This is a genomic window from Pararhizobium sp. LjRoot235 (assembly GCF_964254145.1).
In the GTDB taxonomy this organism is placed as follows: domain Bacteria; phylum Pseudomonadota; class Alphaproteobacteria; order Rhizobiales; family Rhizobiaceae; genus Pararhizobium.
The window spans coordinates 1,562,503-1,589,447 of sequence record NZ_CAXUSP020000001.1; the positions used below are offsets into that span (position 1 = coordinate 1,562,503).

The following is a 26,945-nucleotide window of genomic DNA, read 5'->3' on the forward strand; positions in this document are numbered from 1 at the left end:
GCGCCCGATCGGTGATTGTATTTTCGCTTACTCGGCAGCGACGATCTTGCCGTTCTCCCACTTGTAGAGCGAGAAGCTCGGCGATGTCAGGTCACCGGTTTCGCCATAGGTGAGGTTGCCGATGGCGGTGGTGATCGGCTCGCCGGTTTTCAGGGCGGCTGCAACGGCTGCCGCGTCTTTTGCGCTTCCGGTCTTCTCGATGCCGGCCTTGATTACTTCGACGGCGGCATAGGCGTTGAGGGTGAAGGCCTCAGCCGGGATTTTCGCCGCCTCGAGAGCGGCAACTGCCGCCTTCGAATTCTCGCTCTTCAGCGCGTCCGCAGCATTGGTGAACACCGTCCCGGCAGCGGCATCCGTGCCGATGCTCCAGAATTCGCTGTTGGACAGACCGTCACCACCGATGATCTGGATGTTGGCGGAGATGTCGTGAAGCTGGCGCACCAGCAGCCCGGCTTCCGGATGGTAGCCGCCGAAATAGAGCACATCGACCTTCTCCGCCTTGAGGCGGGTGGTGAGCGCGGTCAGGTCCTTCTCGCCCGGCGTCAGCGCGCCGTTGAAGACCTCCGTGACGCCGCCGGCGTTCAGCGTTGTCTTGAAGGCATCGGCGAGGCCCTTGCCGTAGGCGCCCTTGTCGTTGAGGATGCCGATGCGCTTGTCCTTGAACTGCTTCAGCACGTAGGCTGCGGCCACTTCGGCCTGCTGGTCGTCACGTCCGCACGTACGCAGGACGGTGGTCAGGCCGCGCTTTGTCAGGTCCGGCGTGGTCGCCGTCGGCGTCACCATCAGGATGCCGTTTTCCGCAAGGACCTCGGATGCCGGCATGGCGACGCCGGAGGTGACCGGGCCGACGACGAAGCGGATGCCTTCGGCGATGATCTGGTTCGCGGACGAGACACCCTGCTTCGGTTCGCCGGCATCGTCGGCAAGCTTCAGTACTACCTGTTCGCCGAGAATGCCGCCATTCTTGTTAATCTGAGCGACGGCGACCTCAGCGCCGTTCTTCACCTGATCACCGTAAGCGGCGACCGGGCCGGTCAGGGGGGCAATTAGCCCGATCACGATCTCGGCATGGGCCAACGGCGTGAAAGCCAGCGTGGCGGCGAGGGTGGCGCCCGTTAGTGTCTTGAAATTCATCTTGCTTCTCCTTGGATGGGTTGATTCCCCGCGTGCTGGCATAGTCGCCATTCTTCGACGGGAGGCCTGATGCCCGATCCGCCGAAAACAAGTCGAGCCCATTGGGTTTCCGTCTCTGGCGGACCGGTAGACTCCAATAATCTAGCGTTTAGGAACCGGTAGACAATTTCGCAAGGTGGAATTTTAAACAATGTGCGTAGAATTTATTCAGTAGTCGCACAGAAACGGGCCGGAACGTTCGTTCCGACCCGTTCGTAACATAAGAAATGACTAAATATTGTTCAGTCAGATGTTGGACTGCAATACCTTGCGGATGCCGTCGATCAACTCGTCGATCTGCGCCTTCGTAATGATCAGCGGTGGCGAGAGCGCGATGATGTCGCCGGTGGTGCGGATCAGGTAGCCGCTTTCATACGCCTTGAGGAAGGCCGAGAAGGCGCGCTTGGTCGGCTCGCCGGCGATCGGCTGAAGCTCGATCGCGCCGATCAGGCCGATATTGCGGATATCGATGACGTGCGGGCAGTCCTTCAGTGAATGCAGCGCGTCGGCCCAGTAGGAAGCGAGTTCGGCGCCGCGTGTCAGCAGACCTTCATCGCGGTAGGTGTCGAGCGTGCCGAGGGCGGCGGCGCAGGCGATCGGGTTGCCGGAATAGGTATAGCCGTGGAAAAACTCGATCATGTGCTCGGGGCCGCTCATGAAGGCATCGTGGATTTCCGCGGTGACGAACACGGCGCCCATCGGAATGACGCCATTGGTCAGGCCCTTGGCGGTAACGATCATGTCCGGCTTGACATCGAAATACTGCGCCGCGAATGGCGCGCCGAGACGGCCATAACCGGTGATGACTTCGTCGAAGATCAGGAGGATGCCGTGCTTGGTGCAGATGTCGCGCAGCTTCTGCAGATAGCCCTTCGGCGGGATCAGCACGCCGGTGGAGCCTGCGACCGGCTCGACGATGACGGCGGCGATAGTCGAAGCGTCATGCAGCGCGACGATGCGTTCAAGTTCGCTGGCAAGATCGGCGCCGTGTTCCGGCTCGCCTTTGGTAAAGGCGTTCTTTTCCGGCAGATGGGTGTGCGGCAGGTGGTCGACGCCGGTCAAAAGCGTGCCGAACATCTTGCGGTTGGAAACGATGCCGCCGACCGAAATGCCGCCGAAGTTGACACCATGATAGCCGCGCTCACGGCCGATCAGGCGGGTGCGCGAGCCATTGCCCTTCACCTTGTGATAGGCGAGCGCCACCTTCAGCGCGGTTTCCACCGATTCCGAGCCAGAATTGGTGTAGAGCACATGTTCCATCCCGTCGGGCGCAATGTCGATCAGGCGGTTCGCCAATTCGAAGGCCTTCGGATGGCCCAGCTGGAAGGCGGGCGCGTAGTCAAGTTCGCCCGCCTGCTCGCGGATCGCCTCGGTGATCAGCGGCCGACAGTGTCCAGCGTTGACGCACCACAGGCCCGCGGTGCCGTCAAGCACCTGGCGACCGTCGTGGGTGGTGTAGTGCATGTCCTTCGCCTTGACGAACATGCGCGGCTCTTTCTTGTACTGCCGGTTGGCCGTGAATGGCATCCAGAAGGCGCTGAGATCGTTGGGCGTGGCGTTAAGGCGGTTCGACATCGTGTTCTCCGTGGCGTTTTCTATCTGGCGGCCAAATCCAGGTGGATGAAGCGGAATCTTTACCTGATGGTCAAACTATCAGGGCGCCTCCCAGCGTCAAGCCTTGGCCGATACGGTCAAGCAGGGTTTAGACTGACGAAAAAATGCAGTCTGAAAACGCTATGAAACCGCGTTTGCGATCCTGTCTTTTCCGAAGTTTAACCTGTTTGCAGGAGAATGGCGCCGCGTTTCCGAAACTTGGGCTCAGGATGGAAGTCTTTGCCAAAACTTCAGGCCGGTCTGGCGCTTGCGCTTCTTGTTTTTTTTTCCGCACAGGCGCGGGCAGCCGGCATGATTGCCGATGGCGCCTTTGAAAAGGGCGAGGACGGCTTCTGGGCGGCCGGTGGCGTCGCGCTGTCGCGCCAACGCGGAGACTTATGCGCCGATGTCGAAGCTGGCGGCAAGCCGTGGGACCGGTTGCTCGGCGTCAACGATCTGCAATTTGCTGCGGGCACATCCTATCGGCTGAAGATGACGCTCGAAAGCAAGGAGGAGCGTATTATCCAGGTCGTGATCCAGCGCAATACCGAGCCGTGGACGGCACAGGCGGCGTTCGATGCCGAGACCATCGACGGGGAAGAAGGGTTCTCGAAGGTCTTCAGGGCCACGGAGACAGAACCCGCCCAGATGATTTTCCATCTGGGCGGTGCCCAAAAACCATGGCGGCTTTGCCTCGATGATGTAGCGATAAGGGAAGCCAAGCCCGAGGAAGCCGTGGCGGCCGTGAAAAGCGCGACGCGCGGCCTGCCGGCACTCGTCAACCAGGCCGGCTATTTCCTCGATGGACCGAAGCGGGCAACAATCCTGTCGAATTCCACCAAGCCGCTGGCCTTCAAGCTTGAGGATGCTCAGGGCGCGGTGGTGGGCGAGGGCATGGCGGCCCCTGCCGGTTTCGATGAAACGGTCGGAGCAGATACGCAGGTTGCCGATTTTTCCGCCTTCACAATGGCTGGCGAGGGGTATCGCGTGATTGCCGGCGGCAAGACGAGCCACTCCTTTTCCATCGGCCGCGACGTCTACGGCAAGTTGCGCGTCGATGCGCTGTCCTGGTTTTATCCGCAGCGCAGCGGCATCGAGATCATGGGGGCTATTGCCGGAGAGGCCTATGCCCGGCCGGCCGGACACATCCAGGAAAGCCCAAACATGGGCGATAGCGGGGTGGCGTGCCTGACCGGCAAGGTCGCGGTGGACCTCTACGGCGAGGATTGGACCTGTGACTATTCGCTCGATGTGTCCGGTGGCTGGTACGATGCCGGTGACCAGGGCAAATACGTGGTCAATGGCGGCATTGCGGCTGCGCAGCTTCTCGGCGCGTTCGAACGCGGCCTGGGCTACGGCAAGGGGGCGTCGCCGGTGCTCAGTGACAGCCTCTCGCGCATTCCCGAAAACGGCAACGGTGTTCCCGACATTCTCGACGAGGCCCGTTGGGAGCTCGAATTCCTGATGAAGATGATGGTGCCCGACGGCCAGCCCTTGGCCGGCATGGTGCATCACAAGGTCCATGACACAAGGTGGACTGACGTGCCGATGCTGCCGCATCTTGATCCGGAAGAGCGGGCATTGCATCGCCCCTCGACCGCCGCGACGCTCAATCTCGCGGCAGTGGCGGCGCAGGGCGCGCGGCTGTTTGCGCCCTATGACACGGCGTTTTCTGAGAAGCTGCTGGCGGCTGCGAGCAAAGCCTGGCTGGCTGCCGCTGCCAACCCGGTACTCTATGCGCCCCGGTCCGATGGCCTGCAAGGCGGCGGCGATTATGACGACACCGATATTACCGACGAGACCTATTGGGCGGCAGCCGAACTTTACCTGACCACCGGGGAAGCCATGTATCTCTCTGCGCTGAAAACCTCTGCCTATTGGGCGGCCCCTGTCTTTCCTGCCGTTGGCGCATTCAACTGGCGCAGTGTTGCCGGCCTTGGCCGTCTCGACCTGGCGCTCTATGGCGACAGGTTGCCCGAGGAGGACAAGGCGATGATCCGCGCCTCTGTCGTCGCGGCTGCCAGAAATTTCATCGGCCTGCAGAAGAATGAGCCCTTCGGGCAGATCTACCGGCCGGCCAACAACCGCTATGACTGGGGATCCAACCAGTTGATCCTGCAAAACATGATCGTCGTCTCGGCAGCATATGACCTGACGGGCGAAAAGCCTTTCCTCAATGGCGTGCGCGAGAGCATGGATTACATCTTCGGGCGCAATGCGATGAACATGTCTTATGTCACGGGTTATGGCGGCGTCTTTGCGAAGAACCAGCATAGCCGCTGGTATGCCCATCAGGTCGATGACACGCTGCCCAATCCGCCGGTGGGCACTTTGGCGGGCGGGCCGAACTCCACGCTGGTCGATGATGTATCGAAAGCGGGGCTCGAAGGCTGCCTGCCGCAGACGTGCTATGTCGATGACATCATGGCCTGGGGAACCAACGAAATGGCTATCAACTGGAATGCGCCGCTGGTCTATATGGCCTCTTTCCTGGCGGATGCGCGATGAGCGGACAGACAGGCATCGCCTTCATCGGCACCGGTTTCGTCGCCGACTACTATATGACCACGCTGGCAAACCATCCGCAGTTGCGGCTGACGGGTGTCTGGGACATTGACGCTGCGCGGCTGCAGCAGTTCTGTGGATATTGGAAAGTCCGCGCCTATACGTCTGAGGCGGAACTGCTGTCGGATCCCGCAGTTGCCATCATCGTCAACCTGACGCCACCAGAGAGCCATCATGCCGTTAACAAGGCGGCATTGCTCGCCGGTAAGCACGTCTATTGCGAAAAACCCTTGGCAATGACGGTGGACGAGGCGCGGGAACTGGTCGAACTGGCACACGAAAGGGGACTGGTGCTGGCGGGCGCGCCTGCCAATGCGCTCAGCGATGCGCGGGCGCATTGCGCCGAGATCCTTAGCACCGGTATCATCGGCACGCCGCGCCTCGCCTATGCGGAAATGGAGGACGGGCCGGTCTTCCTGGACAAGTGGCAGGAGTGGCGAAGCCGCTCCGGCGCGAAATGGCCGGCGGTGCACGAATTCGAAATCGGCTGCACGCTGGAACATGCGGGCTATGCGACGAGCTGGCTCGTCTCGCTGTTTGGTCCCGTGGCGCATGTCGCGGCATTCTCGGCGCTGACGTTTCCTGACAAGGGGCCGGGCACCGAGCATCTCGCGCTCGGGCCGGATTTTTCCGTCGGTTGCCTGACATTCCGTTCGGGCCTCGTCGCCCGCCTCACCAGCGGACTTGCCGCGCCGCGCGACCGGTCACTGACGATCGTCGGGGACAAGGGGACCCTCGTGGTCCGCGATCTCTGGGATAACCGCTCGCCGATCCATGTCGAGTTGTCGGGTGCCAGGAAGCCGCTGTTACATCGAGCGATAGAGCGCCTGGAATGGCAGTTCCAGCGGAAATTTGCATTTCGGCTGACGGCCGGAAAACCGGTCGCCTACCCGCGTCCTGCCGAGAAAAACGCCCTGCCGGCCTATCCCTCGCGGATCGATTTCGTGCGCGGCATCGCGGCCCAGGCGGACGCGATAAGGCAAAATACCAAACCATTCTTTTCGGGCGAGACCGCGCTGCACCTGACGGATATCGTGCTGGCGCTGAATGCCGGCAATCGGGATCACACGCCGGGCGGTTATGACGCAGGCTGAGCCAATACGGTTTCGATGATTTCCAACGCAGCAATGCTGGTGCCAAGCGGCATCAGCGGCTGCTCGCATTTTCCCTCGAGGATTGCCTTGCTTGCCGCTTCGATCTCGAACTGCAGTCCGTTGCCCGGAAATCCGTAATCTTGGATCGTCAGGCCGGGCAGAGGCAGCTTGCGCGCCAACTTGGCGGTGAGACGCGACAGGTGGCCGGAGCCGAGAGGGATCGCCAGATGGCGGGAAATGGGATTTTTCGTGACGATGATACGATTTGCCCGCAAGAATGGCGCGTCGATCGTCAGGCTCCCCGTGTTGCCTTCGATGATGAAGCGATTGCTGCCGTTGCGATCGAACGCGCAGGAGAGGGAGGCATCGAAGCCGGGATACTGGAGGTTGATCTCGGCGGACATGTCGACACCCGTGGGCGCCGCCCGCCACCGCCCGGTCACCGCCCGCGGAAAACCGAACAGCGCTAACGTCAGCCCGATCGGGTAGACCCCCAGATCAAGAAGGGAGCCGCCGCCGAGCGCTTTCGAGAAGAAACGGCTATTCATGTCGAGGGTTTTGGCATAGCCGAGTTCCGCCCGAATGCCGGTGACGGAACCGATCGTGCTGTCGGCGATAAGGCTGCGCACGCCGTCAACCGCCGGCAGGAATGCGGACCAAAGACCTTCCATGGCAAACGTATTCGTTTCCCTTGCCAACTGGGACAGTTGTCGCGCCTCAGCCGCGGTCGTCGCAAATGGCTTTTCGACAAGGACTGGAATTCGAGCGCGCAACAGCGATTGGGTCTGTGTGAAATGGGTGGTGTTCGGCGTCGCCAGATAGACGGCGTCTATCCCGCTGCCGGCTGTCAAAGCCTCGATGCTGGTTAGCATCCGAAGCTCGCCGAAGCGCTGTGAGAATGCAGCGGCCGCTTCTGGCGTCCGCGAGCACACGGCAACGAGTTCGGCATTGCCGGCCCAACGGATGTCCTCGGCAAAGGTGGAGGCGATGGTGCCGGTTCCGACCACCGCCCATCTGACGATCGACGGCGGCTGCCGGTTATTGGCGGTGGTGTTCATGACGGCGATCCTGCACGGCAAAGTCTCAAAAGCGCGTAAACATCGGCATTAGGGGATATCGACAGCGATACGGACGCCCCGCGAAATCTGGTCGTGCGATGCAGGATTTGATTCGGGAACGGACGGCAGAGCAAGGGTAAATATCGCCGCCTCGGCTGAAGTTATGATCATGCCTGCCGCGTTTGGATACGCGGGTTCAGGTGCGACGGGTCAGCGGATTCCCTGCGGAAATGTAAAGATTTTTCACCCAAATCGGGGGTGCTGCATTGACGAAATCGGCGATCATAATGTGGCGAAAATTCGAAGGAGACGGCAAAGCGGCTGGTAAAAACGGGGACCGGCGGGCGGCCGACCCCCATCCGTATCAGGCGGTACGACGCTGGGCCGGCTTTTCGGCCGGGGCGGTTTCTTCGCCATAGATTTCCGTCAGCGTTTTCAACACTTTCAAGACGGCATCCGAAGAGCTTGAATAGTAGATCGTCTGCGCATCGCGACGGGTGGTCACGAGATTCTGGGCACGCAATTTCGAGAGATGTTGCGACAGGGCAGATTGGCTGAGGCCGACCTGGTTTGCCAACGCGCCGACTGCCATTTCCTGGTTCACCAGTGAACGCAGAATCAGCAGACGCTTGGGGTTTGCCATGGCCGACAGAAACTCCGCAGCTATTTCAGCCTTGCCGTGTTTCTGGGGAGAGATCGTTTGCATTCCATACTCCGTGCGAGGTTCACATCACGCTTGGTTATGATTGTGAATAATGCAATAATTAGACGTGATGAATAAAAGTACAACCTCCTACTGCAAGAAATCGGGGTAGGCAGGGCAAAGTTAACCACATAGTTTCACCAGCATCATGCGCAGTTCGCGCGCGGATTGCAATGGTGCATTGTATTCCAGTCTCCTTAATTGGTCGCCCGAGGCAAGATCGACCCCGGCGGCATCGAGGCCGCAGATTCGCCAGTCCGAGCCTTCGGCCTTGCAATAGACCTGCGCATAGCGGCTCGCCGCGTCGGGATGGTCGCTGTTCATATGCTCGATTGCCCCTTCTTCCATCGCTGCGAGATCGTCGATTGCCGGCGAGCGAATGGACAGGTCTTCGCCATCAAGCGCATAGGCCCGGCCGAAGCCGCCATTGAGGCTGGCCTTCACTGGCCGCAACCTGAAAAAGGCAAAGTCCGGAAAGTCGATGTAGAGTTCCGATTTCGGATGGCGGCGGACGAATCGTGCACGAATACGGGCATGCGCGGCGCCGTTCCGCTCGACTTTCTCCGCTTCGCACTGAACGGTCAGACGGGGATGCGCGAGGGGATCGCCCTTGCCGATTTCGCCGGTGAGCAGCGAGCAGCGGCTGTCGGCCGACAGGGCCTGTGTATGAGTCGATAGAGCAGACACAAGGATGACCGGGCTTCCATCGGTGTCGATGCCGAGAAGCACACGGCTGACGAAGGGAAAACCGTTGCTTTCCGGCTCGACGACGGCGAGGGCGGCGCTGCGGGCGGAGCGCAGCAGGATGCGGGCAAGCTTGCGCGCCTCGTCGTCGGTTTCGCGCAGCACGGAAGGTTTTTCGGCCATCGGATTTGTCCCATGTCTTGAATGCCAAACGCCCGGAGACAACGGCCCCAGGCGTCCTTTATACTGGCATTCGGGCTGATCCGGTCAACTTCTGTTGCGATGCCGGGTCAAGCCTTCCACGACGTTCTGGGCATTGATGGTGCCGACGACGGCGCCATTGTCGACAACGCCGATGCTGCCCGGCTGGCGCGACATCGCGTCGAGAATGTCGATCAGCGGCGTTGTCGGCTTGGCGGTCCCCGTCACGCCGGCAGCGCCATCGGCGCGGTTGACGCCCTGTTGCATCACGTCCATCGCCGTCAGCATGGTGATCGGGTTCATGTGCTGGACGAAGTCGGCAACATATTGATTGGCCGGGCTCTTGACGATCTCCTGCGGCGTGCCGCACTGGATGATGTGGCCGCCTTCCATGATGGCGATGCGGTTGCCGATCCGGAAGGCTTCGTCGAGGTCGTGGCTGACGAAGAGGATGGTCTTCTTCAGCCGGCGCTGGAATTCCAGCAGTTCGTCCTGCAAGCGGGTGCGGATCAGTGGATCGAGCGCCGAGAAGGGCTCGTCCATCAGCAGGATGGGCGCGCCGGTCGCAAAGGCGCGGGCAAGTCCGACGCGCTGCTGCATGCCGCCGGACAGTTCCTTGACCTGCCGGCCCGCCCATTTCGTCAGGTTGACCAGTTCCAGCTGCTCGGCAACACGGTCCTTGCGTTCCTTGTCCGGCACGCCGGCGAGTTCCAGCCCGAAACCGACATTGTCCTCCACCGTGCGCCATGGCAGCAATGCAAACTGCTGGAACACCATTGAGACATCGTGCATGCGGAAGTCACGCAGCGCTTTAGCACTGGTCTTGTAGGGATTGATCGTTCCGTGCCCAGTCTTCACCTGCACTTCGCCGCGGACCACCGGCGCGAGACCGTTGACGGCGCGCAACAGCGTGGACTTGCCCGATCCGGAAAGCCCCATCAATACCAGGATTTCGCCCTCAGTGATCGTCAGCGAGGCGTCGGCGACACCGAGCACCAGCCCGGTGGCGGCGCCGATTTCATCGCGGGTCTTGCCCTGATCGACCATGGCGATGGCCGCTTCGGGCTTGTTGCCGAAGATGATGTCGACATTCTTGAAAACGACAGCTTCGGTCATGCGCCTTCTCCTTCATCGGACGAACGGAACAGGCGGTCGAGAATAATGGCGAGAATGACGATGCAAAGCCCGGCTTCAAAGCCCTTGGCGACGTTTACCGTATTCAGCGCGCGCAACACCGGCACGCCAAGGCCATTGGCGCCAACGAGGGCCGCGATGACCACCATCGACAGAGACAGCATGATCGTCTGGGTGAGGCCAGCCATGATCTGCGGCATGGCAAACGGGATTTCGATCTTGCGCAGGACCTGCGACGGCGTTGCGCCGAAGGAAACAGCGGCTTCCACCAGGGAGGGCGGCGTCGAGATAATGCCGAGGCGGGTCAGGCGGATCGGCGCGGGAATGGCAAAGATCACCGTTGCAATGAGGCCCGGTACCATGCCGAGACCAAAGAGGATCAGCGCCGGGATGAGATAGACGAAGGTCGGGATGGTCTGCATCAGGTCTAGAACCGGGCGCATGAAGGCATAGAACACCGGTTTGCGCGCCGCGGCAATGCCGAGCGGAATGCCGACGGCCATGCTGACGAAGCTGGCGGCGAGCACGAGTGCCAACGTCTCCGTCGTTTCCTTCCAATAGCCCTGATTAATGATCAGGAGCAATCCGAAAAAGGTAAACAGCGTGATGCCGATCGACCGGCGCAGCCACCAGGACAACGCAGTGACGACCGCGACGACGACCAGCGCATGCGGCGTCTGCAGGATGAACAGGAGAACAGCCACGACGCCCGACAGGAAGTTTGCGAGCTGATCGAAGAACAGTTCGAAATTGGTGGTGAGCCAATCGACGAAGGTCTTTGCCCCTGTGCCGATCGGAACACGATATTCGGTCAAAAAATCCACGGAAACATCCTATGCCGGAAAAACGAAGCGGAAATCGGTTCAAAAAAGGCGGGGAGATCATCCCCGCCCTGTCTCCGCCGGTCAGAGACCGAGGGCTGTTTTCACGGCCGGCAAGCCTTCCGCACCGTCCTTGGTGGTGACGCCGGCGAGCCACGGTTCGATGGCGGCCGGATTGGCCTTGATCCATTCCGTCGCGGCCACCTCCGGCTCCTTGCCGTCGTTCAGGATCTTGCCCATGATCTCGTTTTCCATCGGAAGCGAGAACTTCAGATTGGTGATCAGCTTGCCGACATTCGGGCATTCGGTGGTGTAGCCCGCGCGCACGTTGGTGAACACGGTTGCGCCGCCGAAGTTCGGGCCGAAGATATCGTCGCCGCCGGACAGGTAGGTGAGCTTGAAGTTGGCGTTCATCGGATGCGGTTCCCAGCCGAGGAAGACGACCGGTTCACCGTCCTTTTCGGCGCGGGCGACCTGTGCCAACATGCCCTGTTCGGAGGATTCGACCACTTCAAAGCCCTTGAGGCCGAAGGTATCCTTGTCGACCATGTCGATGATCAGGCGGTTGCCGTCATTGCCCGGCTCAATGCCGTAGATCTTGCCGTCGAGCTCGTCCTTGTGAGCTGTGATATCCTTGAAATCCTTGATGCCGAGCTCTGCACCCTTGGCATTGGTCGCCAGCGTGTACTTGGCGCCCTCAAGGTTGGGGCCGAAGGATTCGACCGACTTGTCATCGAGGAATGGACGCACGTCGTTTTCCTGGGTCGGCATCCAGTTGCCGAGGAAGATGTCGATGTCCTTGTTCTTCAGCGATTGGTAGGTGACGGGAACGGAAAGGACCTTGATGTCCGTCTCGTAGCCGAGGCCCTTGAGGATCGTACTGACGGTCGCCGTCGTCGCGGTGATGTCGGTCCAGCCGACATCGGAAAAGCGGACGGTGCCACAGCTTTCCGGTTCGGCAGCATAAGCGTTCCCTGTCAGCGCAGCCAGAGATACGGCCGCGGTCAGCATGAATTTCAGTGTCAGTCTGGTCATCGTATCTATTCCCCTGCGTCTTATGATTGTAGCCAATCACCAAATGTTCGCCATTTCAAGCGCCTTGGTGTTGACTTGAGTTTATTGGGACGTTCGCCAGACAGCCCGCGTAAAACGACGTAAGATGTCGCATTGTCCGCGTTCTGCCGGGAAGTGTCGATTTTCTGTGGTTTCTGCGCTCGCGCTCTAGCCTTCCTCGCCCGGTCTGTTCATGAACGGTCGACAGCATACAGAAGAGGACGCCATGGCAAAACTGTATTTCAGCTACGCCACGATGAACGCCGGAAAATCGACCCTGCTGCTGCAGGCGTCCTACAATTATCGCGAACGTGGCATGCGCACGGTCATCCTGATCGCTGCCTTCGACGATCGGGCAGGCAAGGGGCGCGTATCCTCCCGCATCGGGTTGAGCGAGGAGGGCATCCCCTTCACGCATGACGACGATCTCTATGCATTGGTCGAACGTCTGCATGCCGAAGAAACGATTGCCTGCGTGTTCGTCGACGAGGCGCAGTTTCTCGGCGAGGACCAGGTCTGGCAACTGGCGCGCGTCGCCGATCGCATCGGCATTCCGGTCATGGCCTATGGCTTGCGCACGGATTTCCAGGGCAAGCTTTTCCCCGGTTCGATGGCGCTGCTCGCCATCGCCGACGAGATACGGGAGGTCCGCACGATCTGCCATTGCGGCCGCAAGGCGACGATGGTGGCGCGGCTCGACGCCAAGGGCAATGTCGTCCATGAGGGCGCCCAGGTCGATGTCGGTGGCAACGAGAAATATGTCGTCTACTGCCGCCGCCATTGGGAAGATGTCATGAACGCAGGCTGACGGGCTATCGCGCGGCGGCCACGCCGTGCCATGGTGGCGGCGATCCCGTTTGTTCTTGGAGAAACCACCAATGCCGCTGCGTCTTGTCCTGATGAGTGCCTGCCTGTGTCTTTGGGCGGGCCTGCCTTTGCCGGCGGCGACGCGGAAGCGGGGGCGCAGGTCTTCAGGAAATGCGGCGCCTGCCATACCGCGTCCGAGCCGGTGAATCGGGTCGGGCCGAGCCTGATCGGCGTCGTCGGCCGCCCGGTCGCCACCTTTCCCGGCTATAGCTATTCCAGCGCCATGAAGGCCTTCGGCGCGGATGGCAAAGTATGGGACGAGGCTCAGCTTGCCGAATACCTTCTCAGCCCGAAAGCGACGGTGACGGGCACGAAGATGTCCTTTCCCGGCCTGAAAAAGCCTCAGGATATCGAAAACGTCATTGCCTATTTAAAGACCACGGCTACCAAGTAGGCGTTTCCGGCAGGCAGGTTGCCGGCAAGGGGACACAACTGAAAATCGGCGGCTGGGCACTTGTGCTTCAAATCGCTGCTCCCATTATATAAATGGATGTCACGACTGAATAATTGATCTGCGCGGTGCGCCTGCACCGAAGCGAGAGGGGGAAACGATGGCGACACTTCAGAATTTTGAGAGCGAGATCGAGAAAACGCGCGGCATCGTCGAACAGATGCGCGGCAAGATGAACCAGTCCGCCGTCGTGCTCGACCAGTTCGCCAAGTCCGACACCAAATTGGGCGATGCGAATTTCGACATCGAGAATGCTCGTATCCAGGATGTCATCAACCAGCAGAAGGTGATGGAAGGCAATATCGCCGACCTCATCATTGGCCTGGAAGATGCAACCAACGTTTTCGGTTCCGAATTCGAAAGCATGAAGAGTTATACGGGCTACGAAAAATTCATTGGTCTGTTTTCCAAGCAGAGCGCGCAGCGCATGCGCACAGACCGCGTCCGCAACATGTCGCTTGCCGGCAATCTGCAGGAGCTCCTGGCGAAGTCCGATACGATCGTCGGGATCCTGAAAGAGCAGAAGAACGTGCTTGAAACCCGCTACAAAACCTCCGAGGCGAGCCTCGTCCAGGTGATCGAGCGGCGCAAGGGGACGATGGCGAACCTCCAGGAAACGCAGAAGCGGATTGAGGAACTCAACCCGCTGCTGATGGATATCGAAAACAAGATTGCCGCCTCCACCGATCAGATGTCCCGCACCCAGCTCGAAGGCGAGCGCTCAGTGCTGGCCACCGAATACAACGAGAAGCAGGCCAAGGAGCAGGAACTCCTGGCCGAAAGCCAGACGCTCGAGCGCTATACGTCAATGTTCCAGACCTTCGTCGATTCGCTCAACAACCAGATCGCCGCGCAAAACACGTTGATCAACAAGCTGACGATCGATACCGAACAGCGCATTGTGCTCTACAAGGCGCTGGAAGATTCGTTGAAGACGGCCGCGCAGCAGGACGTCGCCCACAAGATCAACACGCTGGGCAGCCAGGTCGATACCGCAGCCGAGGAAACCATGGCCGGCATCGGCTCGGCAGCGCAACGCCACATCGGCGATCTCCTGGAAATGCACGAGAAGAACATGCTCTCGACGCAGGATATCCAGCGCCGCAAGAAACTCGCCGACGACGCCTTTGCCCGGCGGTTCCAGGCCGTCATGGACAAGCACAATTCGGCGAATTACGTGAAGCAGTAGTTCTGAGCATGCTCGCCAACGGCCGTGTCACAAAGCCCCTCGCCCTAACCCTCTCCCTGCAAGCGGGGAGAGGGGACTACGGAGTTTGCCGCTTGTCTCTTCTCCCCGTTCACGGGGAGAAGGTGGCCGACAGGCCGGATGAGGGGCCGCGCTTGCCATACAGGGCGTCGCCGCGGGGTATTGCAGCATGAACGCCGCGACCGAAGGTCCCGTCGGCCAGTATTTCGCATCGATCCGGGCTGCTCTCGGCGGGCTCGAAATCTTTCTCGGCGACCGCAACTCGCCGCTCTACCGCAATTCGGTGGTTGGCGAAGTGGTCGTGCCTTATCTTGCGCGGCTGAAGGCATCTTTCTCCTGCTGGGAAAACCGCATCGGTTTCATCGAGCAGTTCCGCATCTCCCGCGCCGAAAGCGGCTTTCCGGTGTTCCAGAATGTGCTGGAGCTGGAAAACGATCGGCAAACGGCGGAAAATCGGCTGTCCGGCATTCCGCAGGCCGACGCGCTGCGCCACGAAATGGCCGACTTCATCCTGAGACACAAGGCGTTTCCGGCTGCGCTCCAATCGCGCATGGCCGAGCGGCTCTATCTCGAACAGATCGGCAAGGGCGACATCTTCTCGCCCTTCATCATGCCCGAGACGATCCGCGTTGCCGTCAATCCGAAGACCATGCGCCCCTACTACGTCGTCTGCTGGGGCGCTTTTGACGGAACAAGCACCTTGCCGATGGTCTATATGGCGATGATCGAGGATTCCTCGGAGAAAATCGTCGGCATGCTGGTGACGGAGGACGGCAAACTCAATGCGGAGGTAGACATTCCCCTGCCGGTCGGCGGTCTGCTCAATCCGGAACTGGCCAGCCGCTTCGATGATTTCGCCTTGAAGAACAGCGCCTATTCGCTGACGCCGGTGACGATTGCCACCAATCTCGACAAGGATTTTCCCGAACTTCATCCGAAGCAGCTGCGGCGCATCGTGCTCGGGCCGTTCTATTCGGCCGGGATTACCGAGAACAATGCCAAGATCAACGAGATACTCTCCAAGGTTCGCAAACAGGAAAATGCCTGGCTTCTGACCTGGACGGTGCAGGAGGTCTTTTCCAAGGCCGAGCGGCCAGCGCAGCGCGGCTTCTGGTCATCGACGCCGGCAGCGGAAGAATTCCATATCGATACCGACAATCTCGAAGCGACGCGCATGGGGGTGAGTTCCTATGAGAAACATGCGCTGGTGCCGCACGATGCCTATCAGGCTCTCTACGCCGCCGGTGATGCGGCAGAGATTTTCGGCGACTACAAGGTGCATGTGATTTCCGGAAACCAGGTCATCAGCGAGGTGTAGGCCATGTCACTGAACGCGGGCTTGACGACACTGCATGAGGACGACATCGCCAAGCATCAGGCGGTGGCGCAAGGGCTGGTGACAAAGGTTATCATCCTTGAGGCGGATGGGCCGTCCGCCGGCACGGCGGTCGCCGGCACCGGCCGCCGCTTCGTCTCCACCGTCTCGACCGGTGGACAGCGTCGCACCCGCGAGGTGGAGTTGACCAAAACCATCCAGTCGGTTCGCGCTGGCGATCCGCTGATGTCGCCCGGCCAGCACGCGCTGCTCTATCGCTCGCGGCGTGGCCTGCAGGTGGCGCTCGCCGTTGCCGATGTCTTTGCCCGGCAGACCAATCTGGAAAGCTTGCAGTCGCGCAATGCCACGGCACCTCTGTCCGGAGATGATGCCAGTCATTTCAAGGCGCTCCTGTCTGCCTCAGCCTATGTTGCCGCTTTCACCTTCGCCGCCTATCTCGGGGCGACCTTGGCCGGCGAGGGCGAACCTGTCGAGGACGGATCGGAGCCCGATTTCCTGTTCGATACCCCGCAGGATGCGCTAAAAAGCATGATCTCGGCCCTCGATAGGTCGATCGCAGGCGCGCCGGACGATGTGGCGCTGACCAGCCGGGCGAGGGCTTTTGCAAGGGTTGCGATCGAAGGTCTGATCGGCCGCAAGGCGCGGTTTACAGGGCTTTCCAGCTTTGAGAACGTGCATATCCGGCTCGATCAGGACGACTTCACCCTGAACGGCTTCGACGTCGCGCCCGGCGCCCGGCGCAAGCCGCTGGTGATGACCTTCAAGAAGCCGGAAGAGATCATCGGCAACCATATCGCCAAGTACCAGGCGCTGAAGCTTGCCAAGATGCTGATGGCCTATGATTTCGACCGGCAGATGAACCCCTTCGTCGAGCTCGGCGGCTTCCTCTTCACCTTTATCGGCGACGGCATGCCCGGCACGGGCAAGACGATCCTGATCCAGATGCTGGCCGGGATGCTCAACGATTACTGCGAGATCGCCGGATACGCCTTCCACTACGAGAATTTCGGCGTCGACCAGATTTCCTCCTACCAGGGAAAGTCCGGGCAGAACTGCAAGGAATTCGTCAACAACGTCATCAATCCGCGCGCCATCGGCTTCGGCACCATCGACGATGTCGATCAGGTGGCGGCCAAGCGTTCGGACGATCGGGCATCGGCCGGCCAGCATGAGGTGACGGCGGTGCTGATGGAAAGCTTCGCGGGCGCTTCGACGGTGATCCGCGGCAACTGCGCGTTCGGCATGTTCTCCAACTACCCGGAAAACGTCGACGATGCGCTGCGCCAGCGCGCCGGTGCCCGCTGGCTGGTCGACGGGCCGCAGTCGGAAGGCGACTACATCGACATTTTTGCGCTTCTGGTCGGCAAGAACCACGCAATTCCGCTCGGCGAACACCAACTGTTTGCCGGGCAGGAAATCAGACAAGCGGTCTCGCAATCCTACGAGGCGCATTCCCGTCCGAAGGAGGACGGGCTGCTTGCCGTCTGGGAACGGTTCGAGAAGGAAGAGGGCAAGATCGACACGCTCGCGGATGTCGGCGCCTATCTGCACATGATCAAAGAGGCAGAACCGCGCTTCACCGGCCGGGCGATCAGGAACATTACCGACGCGATCAAGATGCGGGCGATGGACGTGGAATTGCCCGACGACTGGTTCGCCACGCCTGACGTCTTCATGCACAAGGCATACGACGAGAAGAAGACGATGATCGAGGAGCTGCGGGGACCGATCACGCTTCCCATGGTCATGCAGGAAATCAACCGCTACGCCGACTCGGAATTCCGCTACACCGACAAGTCAGACGATGCCGCCGTGGCCGACATCATCCGCCGCGAACGGCAGAGGGAAAAGGCTGTCCGCGAGATCGAGGCGATGCGGAAGGAGGGACGGTGGTAAATGGGATAGACGCCAGCCGGTTCTCTCTGTGATGTGGCAATTAGAGGGTGGGCATGCTATACGGTATGCACGTATCCCATTGCGAGCAATGTCATGACCAGGCAAACAGCAATCCGTCTACCCGACGAGACTTATGAAAGGCTGCAGGCTCTTGCAGCGCGTACGGGGCGCACAGCGACGTTTTATATCCGCCAGGCGATTGAGGAGCATTTGGACGATTTGGAGGACATCTACCTTGCAGAGCGGGCGCTGGAGCGCTTGGAGCGTGGTGAAACCACGACGCGCCCGCTGAAGGAGGTCATGGCAGAGCTTGGCCTGGACGATTGACATCACAAGCGACGCGGAAAAAAGCTTGCGCAAGATCGGTGCGGCCGATGTCCGGCGGATCCACGATTTTCTTTTCGGTCGGGTGGCGTTGCTCGACCATCCTCGCCAGGTTGGCCAGGCGCTGCCGGGTACGAGGTTCGGGGATCTTTGGAGGTATCGTGTCGGAGATTTCCGAATTCTTTGCCGAATTCAGGACGAACATCTGGTCATCCTCGTTGTCGAGATCGGGCATCGCCGTGAAATTTACAGATGATCCGCCGACGGTCTGCACCGCATGAAACGCCTCCTCGAAGCCGAACTCATCTATGGGCGCCTGCTCGAAATTTCCGAGCCGCACCTGATTGCGCGCTACAACAAGGCGCTGCAGGGCTTCGGCCTGCGCCCGACGGCGCTCTCCTCGTTCCGGATCGACATGACCGGCTTTTCGCCGGAGATCGCCGATGAACTCGGTGACCGCGACTATCTCGATCCGAACCGTGTCAACCGCCGTTTCATCATCATGACGCCGGCACAGGAGGAACTGCCGGTCGTCCATACGAGCTTTTCCAACACCGCCGCGCTGATGCACGAGTTCTTCGCCGCCAACGCCCGGGCCATCAACGCGGTGACGATCAAGGACGCGCTCTACGGCGAGATCGAAGACTCGGTTTCGATCGTCCATGACATCGACGACCTGCTCTCGATCAATGAGGTTCGGTTTCGCGTGCTCTCGGCCGAGGACATGCTTGGCAAGGCAGCTGAACTCAGGGCTCTGGTCGATCGGTTGAAGGCGGAGCCCACTGCCTGGGCCGACGATGCGATGTTGAACCGCATGGTCGAGCTCGCCAAGATCACCGGCGACATCCGCGAGAATGCGCTGGTTCCGGATCAGCTGGTTTTTCGCCACGATGCCTTCTGGGCCAATCATTTCGGCGGCGTCTATGTCTTTCTCGATGAAAAGACGACGACCGTCATCTGCGATCCCTCCGTGCCCGGTTTCCGCCGCTCGCGCCCCTGGCAGGTCAGCTATATCAGCCTCTCGGACCACCAGCGCATCTACGAATTCCTTGCCTCGACCAACCGGCTGCAACTGCCGCAGGCGTCGTGGGTGGAGAGTTCCGGCCTCTATCAGCACCGGGCGGATATGATCCTGCGCGGGCTCGTCAATCAAGTGGATCCAACCACGGATCTCGGCGCGGTCGATGCGATCTGGCTGCAGACGTGGATGCATCGCAACTCGGCGCTGGTATCGTTGGATGGTGCCTATCCTTTCCTGCAGACGATGATCCGCGCTGTGTCCGCATCGGGCACCATCAAGATGCAGGAGGTGGCGCCGGAAAATCGCTTCCTGCTCGTTCGCGCCGCCCCGGAGCATCCGGACCAGTGGCTCGCCAATCGGTTGATTTCGCAACTGAACCCTACCGATTTCGTCTCCCGCTTCGTCTTTGACAAGCAGGGGTTTTATGCGGCCTATGAACATTACAGCGAAAAGTTCAGGGAATATGTTGTGGCGACACTGAGCGGCACATATCTCAAGGACAAGGTGGCGTTCCGTAAGCATCTTTACGGGCTCAAGGAGGATGGTAATGCTTGATCCGATCGTGGCTTTTTTTCAGCGCGGGTTTTCCGCGATCGGCCGCGGCATTGGCCTGGTAGTAGCCTGGATACTCGCACCCTTCATTGCCGTAGGGAACTGGTACCGCGAGCGCAGCTGGATCATCAAGGGCCCGCTCGGCATAGGTCTCCTGGCCCTGATCGCGCTTTATGGCAATTTCATCTGGCAGACGCAGGCCTGGACCAATTTCGATCCGGATTACGTCAGCCGCTACAAGCTCACCGAGCGCAAGAACGATGCCGGCCTGCCGGTCAAGGCAGCGGCCGGACAGACGGCACCCGCCAACGCCTGCGAGCGCTCGGCGATCGTGGACGTGACCTCGGATCTCGTCGATTTCAACGTCAACCAGAATGCCTGGATTTCCTCGATGCTGCTCTACAAGCTCGGCTTGTTCGGGATGGATTGGGACGACACGCCCTGGCTCGACAACAAGGCCTCCTTCCAGCGCGGTGTGAACCAGGCGATCCGCCGCACGACGGTTGAACTGGTGGATTCGCTCGGCCGCGTGCGTGGCACGTCCGGCATCAACAACAATCTGCAGAGAGCCCGCAGCAACCTGCAATTCGACGAGACGGCCTGGTATTTCGGCCTCGATCCGTTCGGACCGAAAACGCCGACCCCGAGCTTTTACCGCAGCGCCATGCGCGACCTGCAGGCCTTCAACGAATCGCTCGCCAAGTGCGAATCAATCTTCGACGCCCGCTCCGACAACCTGATCGAGTTCCTCGACCGCATCGCCAACGACATCGGCAGCACCTCGGCGATGATCCGCGAGCGCTCGGAAAACCACAACGGCGGCTGGTTCGATACACGGGCGGACGATCGTTACTGGTTCGCCTATGGCCAGCTTTACGGCTACTACGGTGTGATGGCCGCGGCCGGTGCGGATTTCGATGCGGTGATCACCCAGCGCGGTCTGGCACCGATCTGGCAGGAAAGCATCAAACAGTTGCGCGCCGCACTGCGCATCCAGCCCCTGATCATCTCGAATGGTCGGGAGGATGGCTGGATCATGCCGACGCATCTTGCGACGCTCGGCTTCTATGTGCTGCGCGTCCGCTCCAATCTCGTCGAAATGCGCGATATTCTGGCGCGATAGCTTTCATCGAATGAAGACGGAAGGACGCTGTTCTTTCGTCTTTTTATTTGTTTTCGTCAAAAATTGTGCGGATTTTTGCTTTCGGCGGGTTCGAAAGCAAATAAACGATGGCAAGCCACTTCCGTTCACGCTCATATGCTCCCAGACCAAAAAAACGGTGGAAGGGGAGAGACACCATATGGCCGAGGTTAAATCCGATATCGAAATAGCCCGCGCAGCCAGCAAAAAGCCGATCCTGGAAATTGGCAGCGGACTTGGAATACCGCCCGAACATCTCCTTCCCTACGGTCATGACAAGGCAAAGATCAGTGCCGATTTCATTGCCCAGCAAAAAGGCAAGAAGGACGGCAGACTGATCCTCGTCACGGCGATCAATCCGACGCCTGCAGGCGAAGGCAAGACGACGACGACTGTGGGTCTCGGCGATGGGCTGAACCGGATCGGCAAGAGGACCATCGTCTGCATCCGGGAGGCGTCGCTCGGCCCCTGCTTCGGCGTCAAGGGCGGGGCCGCCGGCGGCGGTTATGCGCAGGTGGTGCCGATGGAGGATATCAATCTCCATTTTACTGGCGATTTCCATGCCGTTACCTCGGCCCATAACCTGCTGTCAGCGCTGATCGACAACCACATCTACTGGGGCAACGAGCAGAACATCGACATTCGCCGTATTGTCTGGCGCCGCGTAATGGACATGAACGACCGGGGGCTTCGCCACATCGTCGGCCCGCTCGGCGGCGTCGCCAACGGCTATCCGCGCGAGACAGGTTTCGACATTACGGTTGCCTCCGAGGTCATGGCGATCCTCTGCCTCGCCACCGACCTCAAGGACCTCGAAAAACGCCTCGGTAACATCATCATCGCCTACCGGCGCGACAAGACCCCCGTCTTTGCCAGCGACATCAAGGCCGATGGTGCCATGACCGTGCTCCTCAAGGACGCCATGCAGCCGAACCTCGTGCAGACGCTGGAAAACAATCCAGCCCTCGTCCACGGCGGCCCGTTCGCCAATATCGCCCATGGCTGCAACTCGCTGGTGGCGACGACGACGGCGCTGAAGCTGGCCGATTACGTCGTTACCGAAGCCGGGTTTGGCGCCGATCTCGGGGCGGAAAAATTCTTCGACATCAAATGCCGCAAGGCCGGGCTCAAACCCGATGCGGCCGTGATCGTTGCAACCGCCAGGGCGATGAAGATGAATGGCGGCGTGAAGAAGGAAGACCTTGGTCGCGAGAATGTCGAAGCCGTCAAGAAGGGCTGCTCCAATCTCGGCCGGCATGTCCAGAACGTCAAGAAGTTCGGCGTACCGGTCGTTGTTGCGATCAACCATTTCACGCTGGATACGGAGGCTGAAATCGCGGCGATCAAAACTTTCGTCGCCACGCTGGGTGCTGAGGCGATCCTGTGCAGGCATTGGGCCGAGGGCTCTGCCGGCATCGAGGATCTGGCCCGCAAGGTCGTGCAGCTGGCGGAAGACGGCCGCTCGCAGTTTTCGCCGCTCTATCCTGACGACATGCCGCTGTTCCACAAGATCGAAACCATCGCCAAGGATATCTATCACGCCGGCGAAGTGATCGCCGACAAGACCGTGCGCGACCAGCTCCGGACTTGGGAAGACCAGGGTTACGGCCACCTGCCGATCTGCATGGCCAAGACGCAATATTCCTTCTCGACCGACCCCAACCTGCACGGTGCCCCGACCGGGCACACCGTTCCAATCCGCGAGGTCCGCCTGTCCGCGGGGGCCGGCTTCATCGTCGTCATCACGGGCGAGATCATGACCATGCCCGGCCTGCCGCGTGTGCCGTCGTCGGAGAGAATTTTCTTCAACGACGAAGGATTCATCGAGGGGTTGTTTTAAACGCAGGAAGAGCCCGCAAGGGTGAACTGCCCCCGAAAGTTGGAGCAACCTTCGAGGGGCAGTTCAGAGGGCACAGAGTTTTTTGACTATCGGCGCCCGGCAATGTGACGGCTTGAAATGCTCAACTATAAGGCCCGAGATAGTCTACCTTGCCAACGGCAACGCCCTGGTTGCGCAGGATGTCGTGGGTGGTCGTGACATGGAAGAAGAAGTTCGGCAATGCGAACTTCAAGAGGTAGTCGTCGCCGGTGAACGTGAACTTCAGCTTGCCGAAGTTGATCGTCACATCCCTCTCTTCGCTCTTCTCCAGATCGGACGGCTTGACGGTTTCGAGGAAGGCGATCGTTTTGGCGATGCGTTCGCGGAGCTCGGCAAACGTTTTTTCGTCGTCTGGAAAGCTCGGCGCGGGAACGCCGGTCAGGCGTCCGATGGCGTTCTTCGACGTGTCGCTGACGCGCTGGATCTGGCCGGACAAGGCCAGCATGTCCGGGGCGAGACGCGCATTGAACAAATCCTCCAGCGGTACCTTATTTTCAGCAGCATGGGCCTCGGCCTTGTCGAGGAGCCCCGCAAGAGCGTTCAGCCCGCGGATGAAGACGGGAACCGAGATTTTGTACATGGAAACGGGCATGGAAAAATCCTTTGTGATGAGGGGCCAGCCCGGGTTCAAGGCCGGCGCTCTCAGCAGATGGGGTTCGCTATCGCTTCGGGCAAGGCGGAAGAGCCGTGCGTCTCGCAACTATATCCACGCGGTTGCGAGAGGAGTGGACATTACCGGCAATAGCGATAGCCATTCTTGCGCTCCAGAACGTCGAAATGCAGATGGTTTTCGTGCGCCTCGTCGCTGCCGGGATCAAGCACCGTTTCGAAATAAAGACAGCCGGTTGCCGTCACCGCCCGCTGGAAGGCGCCGGTCAGGGTCGAATCCTCGTCGCGCGGCTGGATTTCGATCGATTTGCCGCTCTTGAATGTGAAGGACGCAATATCGATGGCGTTGCCGCGCGCGTGCTCGGAGATTTTTCCGCTCGTCCCGTTGTTGCGCAATCGGCAGACATAGCTCGATGCCTGTTTGATTGCCGTCAGCGGACCTTCGTGTCCGAGCGCCGCCTTGGCTGCCGGCAGAACGGCCTCCTTCGTCCAGCGTGCGAGTTCGAGCGCGGTTTCGCAGCGCATCTTGCCTTCCGGCTTCAAGGCAATGCCCGGGAGGACCATGTCAAGCGTCAGCGGTTTATCGATACCGCAGCCCTTGCCGTCATCGATCCGCTTTTCCTCGCTGAAGCTCGCACCAATCTGTTTCAACGCCCTCAGGCAGGCGGCATATTCCTGCCCCTCTTCCGGCTCGATCGTCAGCACCGGCTCAGGCTTGGCCTCAAGTTCCTCGGTTAACGGCTTGGCATCGTCCGGCACTGGAAGAGGTTTGTCGTCCTTGTTCGTCGCAGGCGCATCCTTCTCCGTCTGCTCCTCTACCGGCGTTGTCTCTGCCACGGGCCTTTTCTCGGGGAGCGGACCTGTTTGCGGAAGGCCGGCGCTTGAGAGGAGGGGGGCCGACAGGAGGCAGGCGATGATTCGAAGATGCATGAACGAACTCCGGTCCTGCCGGGTGCAGGGCGCGGCCACAACGCATTCGGGCGGGAATGGTTGCATTGCAGCCGCAGGACGCCGGATCGTTGCCAATCCGGCACGCCAGGGATGGCGCTGCAGGAGTTTGGCAAAAGTGTGACATTTATTTGTTGACACTAACAGTCATGTTTTTTAATCGATGAAGACAGAAAGCAGCTTTCGGCTGCACTCGACGCTTCGTCGCGCATACCTAGCCAGCCCTTTGAGCAGATGTCTCAACAGCCAGCCCGGTGAACTTATCAAAGGATTGCTCCATGATTACCCGGCATTACTGCGCGGCCTTGCTGGCGTGCGCGGTGTTTTTCTCCGTCACTTTGTCCCCTCAGATTACCCAGGCGCAGGACGCTGCGGGAACGGTCGCGTCCGACGGGGAGGAGAATGTCACCGCGCTGAAAAAACTTTCGGTCAAGGGCAGCAACGTGAAGGGAGTTGCCGATACGCCGCTTGCTACGAAAACGACCGCCGAGCAGATCCAGGACAATCAGGTTTCATCTTTCGAAGACCTTGGCCGCACCCTGCAGCCGGGCGTCGGTTTCAACAGGGCGAATGGTAGCGTCAATATCCGCGGTCTGGATGGCCCGCGCGTCCAGACGACGATCGACGGCATTGTCATTCCCTATCTCGACGACGGCGCCCGTGATGCTGATGGTGGTATCGACAGCTTCGATTTCGATGCGCTGTCTGCCGCCGACATCGTTCGTGGTGCGGATTCCAGCCGTGCCGGCGATGGCGCCCTCGGTGGCGCCGTCGTGTTGCGCACCCTGGACCCCGAAGATCTCATCGGCGAAAGCAAGACCTGGGGCGGAATCTTCAAGTTCACCTATGACAGCGAGGATGAAAGCTGGGGAACGTCTGCGGCCGCGGCCGCGCGCTTCGACAACACCGCCGTTCTGTTCCAGGGGGGCTATAAGAAGGGCCACGAAACCGATAATGGCGGCTCGTCCGATATCTATGGTCCTGGCCGCACGGAGCCCAACCCCGCTGATTTTGACCAGAAGAACGTGCTGGTGAAGGTCAAGCAATATACTGATACTGGCCACACCTTCACGCTGACCGGCGAGCGCTTCGACCGGGACAAGGATATCGATCTCAAGACCGAGCAGAGCGCCTTCGGCAACTACCGTCCAGGCAACTGGGATGGTAACGAGGATATCAAGCGTGACCGCGTTTCGCTGAACTACGAGTTCGAGGCCGTCGATGACGATGCGCTGATCGATGCCGCCAATGCTGTGTTTTACTGGCAGGATCTGACCCGCGACAGCGGCAAGTCGGGCTATCGCTATACGTCGGTGGTCGGCGACTACACGCGCAACAGCGAGGTCGATGAAAGGTCGGTCGGCGCTGCCGGCTACGCCGAAAAGAGCTTCGAGACCGGCAGCCTGCACCACACGGTGCGCCTTGGCGGTGATTTCTCCGTCGGGAAGACGACCCAATATTCCTCCGGTGAGGATACTTGCGATACCGCCTATGTTCCGGCCTGCAACTTCCTGCACACCAACCAGGCCGATATGCCCGATGTCGACAGCAAAAAGCTCGGCATCTACCTTGAAGACGAGCTTTCCATTGGTGACAGCGCCTTCTCTCTGACGCCGGGCCTGCGCTACGACTGGTACGACCAGTCGCCTCAGGAAACCGCTGCCTACACTGCCAACCCGAACTATGACGGCCTGCCGCCGGGCCAGAGCGGCGATGCCTTCTCGCCGAAGTTGCTCGCCAAATACGAGGCGGCGCGCGACGTCGAACTCTACGCCCAATGGGCGATGGCCTTCCGCTCGCCGACGGCAACGGAACTCTATCTCGACTACGGTGCGCCAGGCACCTATCTGCGACTCGGCAATCCCGATCTGAAGCCGGAAACCAGCAATGGTTTCGAAATCGGCGCAACGCTCGGCGATGACGATTTCGGCGGCCGCATCACGGGCTTCTACAATCGCTACCGCAACTTCATCGATACGGATGCGGCGCCTGTCCAAGATCCGGCCACCTATCCGTTCGGGATTACCCAGTACCTCAATCGCGATCGCGTACGCATCTACGGCGTCGAGCTTTCGGCTCACAATTCCTTTGCGTCCGGCTTCCACGTCAGCGGCTCGCTGACCTATGCCAATGGCGAAGACCTTGCGACAGGTTTGAAACTTGGCTCCGTCGCGCCGCTGAAGGGAATTCTCGGGGCCGGCTATGCCACGGAAACATGGGGAGCAGACGTCGCCTTCATTGCCGCGAAAGCAGTCTCTAGCAATTCGGACGCGACGCTCAAGGTGCCCGGCTACGGCATCGTCGATCTGACCGGCTGGTGGAAGCCCGAAAAGGTAGAGGGCCTGACGGTGAGGGCAGGGGTCTACAACCTGTTTGATAAGGAATATTATGACGCCATCAGTGTCCGCGATGTCACGCTCAGCGCAGCCTCGCCGGGCATGGCATATTATTCCGAGCCGGGGCGCACCTTCAAGGTCTCCCTGACGCAGCGCTTCTAAGCGGCTTGCCAGGGATTGCCATCGGGGAGCGGCCGTCGCAGGCCGCTTCCCATTCGTTGCCGACCGGCCCGTTCGCCTAGGCCGCGCGTGGGTATTCCGGCACGAGGCCCGCTTATTTTTCCGCTGTTCCCCGCTTG

The 26,945-nt window shown here is 60.2% G+C and carries 23 protein-coding genes; 13 read left to right on the top strand and 10 right to left on the bottom strand.

Features of this window, described 5'->3' with window-relative positions; genetic code table 11:
• Positions 1-27 precede the first annotated feature (27 nt).
• Both ACSQ2Z_RS07435 and ACSQ2Z_RS07440 read right to left on the bottom strand, forming a co-directional pair.
• On the bottom strand, positions 28-1,134 hold the full coding sequence (locus tag ACSQ2Z_RS07435; protein ID WP_436080600.1) for a branched-chain amino acid ABC transporter substrate-binding protein: 1,107 nt from the start codon (positions 1,132-1,134) through the stop codon (positions 28-30).
• 285 nt (positions 1,135-1,419) lie between these two features.
• Positions 1,420-2,748 (bottom strand): aspartate aminotransferase family protein, encoded by a 1,329-nt coding sequence (locus ACSQ2Z_RS07440; protein ID WP_436080601.1) that lies wholly within the window; start codon positions 2,746-2,748, stop codon positions 1,420-1,422.
• Between the two features lie 258 nt (positions 2,749-3,006).
• On the opposite strand from ACSQ2Z_RS07440, the gene ACSQ2Z_RS07445 reads away from it, so the two are divergent.
• Positions 3,007-5,274, top strand: coding sequence for a glycoside hydrolase family 9 protein (locus ACSQ2Z_RS07445; RefSeq protein ID WP_436080602.1), 2,268 nt, complete (start codon positions 3,007-3,009; stop codon positions 5,272-5,274).
• Positions 5,271-6,425, top strand: a complete 1,155-nt coding sequence (locus ACSQ2Z_RS07450; RefSeq protein WP_436080603.1) for a Gfo/Idh/MocA family protein — start codon at positions 5,271-5,273, stop codon at positions 6,423-6,425. The genes ACSQ2Z_RS07445 and ACSQ2Z_RS07450 overlap by 4 nt, the downstream gene beginning before the upstream one ends.
• Here ACSQ2Z_RS07450 and ACSQ2Z_RS07455 read toward each other — a convergent pair.
• The 6 genes from ACSQ2Z_RS07455 to ACSQ2Z_RS07480 form a co-directional block, all read right to left on the bottom strand.
• Positions 6,410-7,483, bottom strand: a complete 1,074-nt coding sequence (locus ACSQ2Z_RS07455) for a Gfo/Idh/MocA family protein (protein WP_436080604.1) — start codon at positions 7,481-7,483, stop codon at positions 6,410-6,412. The two genes, ACSQ2Z_RS07450 and ACSQ2Z_RS07455, sit on opposite strands and share 16 nt — an antisense overlap.
• Before the next feature lie 364 nt (positions 7,484-7,847).
• Complete coding sequence (locus ACSQ2Z_RS07460; protein ID WP_436080605.1) at positions 7,848-8,189, bottom strand: ArsR/SmtB family transcription factor; 342 nt, start codon at positions 8,187-8,189, stop codon at positions 7,848-7,850.
• A 120-nt stretch (positions 8,190-8,309) separates the two neighbouring features.
• Entirely contained in the window at positions 8,310-9,053 is a 744-nt protein-coding gene (locus ACSQ2Z_RS07465) for a HugZ family protein (protein WP_436080606.1), read from the bottom strand.
• A gap of 84 nt (positions 9,054-9,137) precedes the next feature.
• Entirely contained in the window at positions 9,138-10,187 is a 1,050-nt protein-coding gene (gene choV / locus ACSQ2Z_RS07470; protein ID WP_436080607.1) for a choline ABC transporter ATP-binding protein, read from the bottom strand.
• A complete protein-coding gene (gene choW / locus ACSQ2Z_RS07475) occupies positions 10,184-11,029 on the bottom strand; it encodes a choline ABC transporter permease subunit (RefSeq protein ID WP_436080608.1) in 846 nt (281 codons plus the stop codon). Before choW ends, choV begins: the two co-directional genes overlap by 4 nt.
• Before the next feature lie 81 nt (positions 11,030-11,110).
• On the bottom strand, positions 11,111-12,037 hold the full coding sequence (locus tag ACSQ2Z_RS07480) for a choline ABC transporter substrate-binding protein (protein WP_436083016.1): 927 nt from the start codon (positions 12,035-12,037) through the stop codon (positions 11,111-11,113).
• A 268-nt stretch (positions 12,038-12,305) separates the two neighbouring features.
• Here ACSQ2Z_RS07480 and ACSQ2Z_RS07485 point away from each other — a divergent pair, with 268 nt between their 5' ends.
• From ACSQ2Z_RS07485 to ACSQ2Z_RS07530, 10 genes are all read left to right on the top strand, one after another.
• A complete protein-coding gene (locus ACSQ2Z_RS07485) occupies positions 12,306-12,887 on the top strand; it encodes a thymidine kinase (protein ID WP_436080609.1) in 582 nt (193 codons plus the stop codon).
• Positions 12,888-12,992: 105 nt separating this feature from the next.
• On the top strand, positions 12,993-13,340 hold the full coding sequence (locus ACSQ2Z_RS07490) for a c-type cytochrome (RefSeq protein WP_436080610.1): 348 nt from the start codon (positions 12,993-12,995) through the stop codon (positions 13,338-13,340).
• Between the two features lie 157 nt (positions 13,341-13,497).
• Positions 13,498-14,586: a hypothetical protein gene (locus ACSQ2Z_RS07495; protein WP_436080611.1), complete on the top strand. Its 1,089-nt coding sequence runs from the start codon at positions 13,498-13,500 to the stop codon at positions 14,584-14,586.
• A 187-nt stretch (positions 14,587-14,773) separates the two neighbouring features.
• Positions 14,774-15,922 carry a hypothetical protein gene (locus ACSQ2Z_RS07500; protein WP_436080612.1) on the top strand — a complete coding sequence of 383 codons (1,149 nt, stop codon included), beginning with the start codon at positions 14,774-14,776 and terminating at the stop codon, positions 15,920-15,922.
• Positions 15,923-15,925: 3 nt separating this feature from the next.
• On the top strand, positions 15,926-17,836 hold the full coding sequence (locus ACSQ2Z_RS07505; protein ID WP_436080613.1) for an AAA family ATPase: 1,911 nt from the start codon (positions 15,926-15,928) through the stop codon (positions 17,834-17,836).
• Positions 17,837-17,929: 93 nt separating this feature from the next.
• Positions 17,930-18,163, top strand: a complete 234-nt coding sequence (gene relB, locus ACSQ2Z_RS07510; protein WP_436080614.1) for a type II toxin-antitoxin system RelB family antitoxin — start codon at positions 17,930-17,932, stop codon at positions 18,161-18,163.
• Between the two features lie 25 nt (positions 18,164-18,188).
• A complete protein-coding gene (locus ACSQ2Z_RS07515) occupies positions 18,189-18,416 on the top strand; it encodes a type II toxin-antitoxin system RelE family toxin (protein WP_436080615.1) in 228 nt (75 codons plus the stop codon).
• Positions 18,417-18,437: 21 nt separating this feature from the next.
• Positions 18,438-19,736: a DUF6638 family protein gene (locus ACSQ2Z_RS07520; protein WP_436080616.1), complete on the top strand. Its 1,299-nt coding sequence runs from the start codon at positions 18,438-18,440 to the stop codon at positions 19,734-19,736.
• A complete protein-coding gene (locus ACSQ2Z_RS07525) occupies positions 19,729-20,856 on the top strand; it encodes a DUF2333 family protein (RefSeq protein ID WP_436080617.1) in 1,128 nt (375 codons plus the stop codon). Before ACSQ2Z_RS07520 ends, ACSQ2Z_RS07525 begins: the two co-directional genes overlap by 8 nt.
• Positions 20,857-21,034: 178 nt before the next feature.
• Positions 21,035-22,714: a formate--tetrahydrofolate ligase gene (locus tag ACSQ2Z_RS07530; protein WP_436080618.1), complete on the top strand. Its 1,680-nt coding sequence runs from the start codon at positions 21,035-21,037 to the stop codon at positions 22,712-22,714.
• A gap of 121 nt (positions 22,715-22,835) precedes the next feature.
• On the opposite strand, the gene ACSQ2Z_RS07535 is transcribed toward ACSQ2Z_RS07530, so the two are convergent.
• Both ACSQ2Z_RS07535 and ACSQ2Z_RS07540 read right to left on the bottom strand, forming a co-directional pair.
• Entirely contained in the window at positions 22,836-23,345 is a 510-nt protein-coding gene (locus ACSQ2Z_RS07535) for a DUF1993 domain-containing protein (protein WP_436080619.1), read from the bottom strand.
• A gap of 140 nt (positions 23,346-23,485) precedes the next feature.
• Positions 23,486-24,292 carry an extensin-like domain-containing protein gene (locus ACSQ2Z_RS07540; RefSeq protein ID WP_436080620.1) on the bottom strand — a complete coding sequence of 269 codons (807 nt, stop codon included), beginning with the start codon at positions 24,290-24,292 and terminating at the stop codon, positions 23,486-23,488.
• Positions 24,293-24,588: 296 nt separating this feature from the next.
• Between ACSQ2Z_RS07540 and ACSQ2Z_RS07545 the strand changes: the two genes are divergently transcribed.
• Positions 24,589-26,808 carry a TonB-dependent hemoglobin/transferrin/lactoferrin family receptor gene (locus ACSQ2Z_RS07545; protein WP_436080621.1) on the top strand — a complete coding sequence of 740 codons (2,220 nt, stop codon included), beginning with the start codon at positions 24,589-24,591 and terminating at the stop codon, positions 26,806-26,808.
• The last annotated feature ends 137 nt before the right edge of the window (positions 26,809-26,945 follow it).

What these genes read in the sequence shown, in the direction of transcription:
- ACSQ2Z_RS07435 (WP_436080600.1), bottom strand. Translation starts at nt 1,134, where the DNA reads ATGAATTTCAAGACACTAACGGGCGCCACCCTCGCCGCCACGCTGGCT.
- ACSQ2Z_RS07440 (WP_436080601.1), bottom strand. Translation starts at nt 2,748, where the DNA reads ATGTCGAACCGCCTTAACGCCACGCCCAACGATCTCAGCGCCTTCTGG.
- ACSQ2Z_RS07450 (WP_436080603.1), top strand. Translation starts at nt 5,271, where the DNA reads ATGAGCGGACAGACAGGCATCGCCTTCATCGGCACCGGTTTCGTCGCC.
- ACSQ2Z_RS07455 (WP_436080604.1), bottom strand. Translation starts at nt 7,483, where the DNA reads ATGAACACCACCGCCAATAACCGGCAGCCGCCGTCGATCGTCAGATGG.
- ACSQ2Z_RS07460 (WP_436080605.1), bottom strand. Translation starts at nt 8,189, where the DNA reads ATGCAAACGATCTCTCCCCAGAAACACGGCAAGGCTGAAATAGCTGCG.
- ACSQ2Z_RS07465 (WP_436080606.1), bottom strand. Translation starts at nt 9,053, where the DNA reads ATGGCCGAAAAACCTTCCGTGCTGCGCGAAACCGACGACGAGGCGCGC.
- choV (WP_436080607.1), bottom strand. Translation starts at nt 10,187, where the DNA reads ATGACCGAAGCTGTCGTTTTCAAGAATGTCGACATCATCTTCGGCAAC.
- ACSQ2Z_RS07480 (WP_436083016.1), bottom strand. Translation starts at nt 12,037, where the DNA reads ATGCTGACCGCGGCCGTATCTCTGGCTGCGCTGACAGGGAACGCTTAT.
- ACSQ2Z_RS07485 (WP_436080609.1), top strand. Translation starts at nt 12,306, where the DNA reads ATGGCAAAACTGTATTTCAGCTACGCCACGATGAACGCCGGAAAATCG.
- ACSQ2Z_RS07495 (WP_436080611.1), top strand. Translation starts at nt 13,498, where the DNA reads ATGGCGACACTTCAGAATTTTGAGAGCGAGATCGAGAAAACGCGCGGC.
- ACSQ2Z_RS07500 (WP_436080612.1), top strand. Translation starts at nt 14,774, where the DNA reads ATGAACGCCGCGACCGAAGGTCCCGTCGGCCAGTATTTCGCATCGATC.
- ACSQ2Z_RS07505 (WP_436080613.1), top strand. Translation starts at nt 15,926, where the DNA reads ATGTCACTGAACGCGGGCTTGACGACACTGCATGAGGACGACATCGCC.
- relB (WP_436080614.1), top strand. Translation starts at nt 17,930, where the DNA reads ATGACCAGGCAAACAGCAATCCGTCTACCCGACGAGACTTATGAAAGG.
- ACSQ2Z_RS07520 (WP_436080616.1), top strand. Translation starts at nt 18,438, where the DNA reads ATGAAACGCCTCCTCGAAGCCGAACTCATCTATGGGCGCCTGCTCGAA.
- ACSQ2Z_RS07525 (WP_436080617.1), top strand. Translation starts at nt 19,729, where the DNA reads ATGCTTGATCCGATCGTGGCTTTTTTTCAGCGCGGGTTTTCCGCGATC.
- ACSQ2Z_RS07530 (WP_436080618.1), top strand. Translation starts at nt 21,035, where the DNA reads ATGGCCGAGGTTAAATCCGATATCGAAATAGCCCGCGCAGCCAGCAAA.
- ACSQ2Z_RS07535 (WP_436080619.1), bottom strand. Translation starts at nt 23,345, where the DNA reads ATGCCCGTTTCCATGTACAAAATCTCGGTTCCCGTCTTCATCCGCGGG.
- ACSQ2Z_RS07540 (WP_436080620.1), bottom strand. Translation starts at nt 24,292, where the DNA reads ATGCATCTTCGAATCATCGCCTGCCTCCTGTCGGCCCCCCTCCTCTCA.
- ACSQ2Z_RS07545 (WP_436080621.1), top strand. Translation starts at nt 24,589, where the DNA reads ATGATTACCCGGCATTACTGCGCGGCCTTGCTGGCGTGCGCGGTGTTT.